Source organism: Novosphingobium sp. 11B (genome assembly GCF_054589055.1).
Genome location: NZ_BAAILP010000296.1, coordinates 1 through 282, shown reverse-complemented (window position 1 = coordinate 282; position 282 = coordinate 1). Strand labels below are relative to the sequence as shown.

General features: G+C 58.9%; 1 protein-coding gene. It reads left to right on the top strand.

Going from position 1 to position 282, the window contains the following annotated elements:
• On the top strand, positions 1 to 152 hold a 152-nt coding region (locus ACYPYD_RS25510), incomplete at its 5' end, for an SUMF1/EgtB/PvdO family nonheme iron enzyme (protein ID WP_459666353.1).
• Positions 153 to 282: the final 130 nt, after the last annotated feature.

Below are 282 nucleotides of genomic sequence, written 5' to 3'. Positions count from 1 at the left end.
TGCTCAAGGGCGGTTCTCACTTGTGCGCGGCGAACTATTGCCAGCGCTACCGCCCCGCCGCGCGCCATCCCGAGATGATCGACACTTCCACCTCGCACATCGGCTTCCGCTGCGTTCGACGTCGCCGGCCTGTCGATGCAGCCGTTACTTGATTGCCGGCCCTTAGCTCGACTTTGTACGTTTTTGGTCAGGTCCAGGTCCAGAAGATGCTGTTTTCAGCAACGTGGTCGAGTGCTTGATCGAGGGGCAAGACGCATCCGCCCATATCATCGATATTTTCCC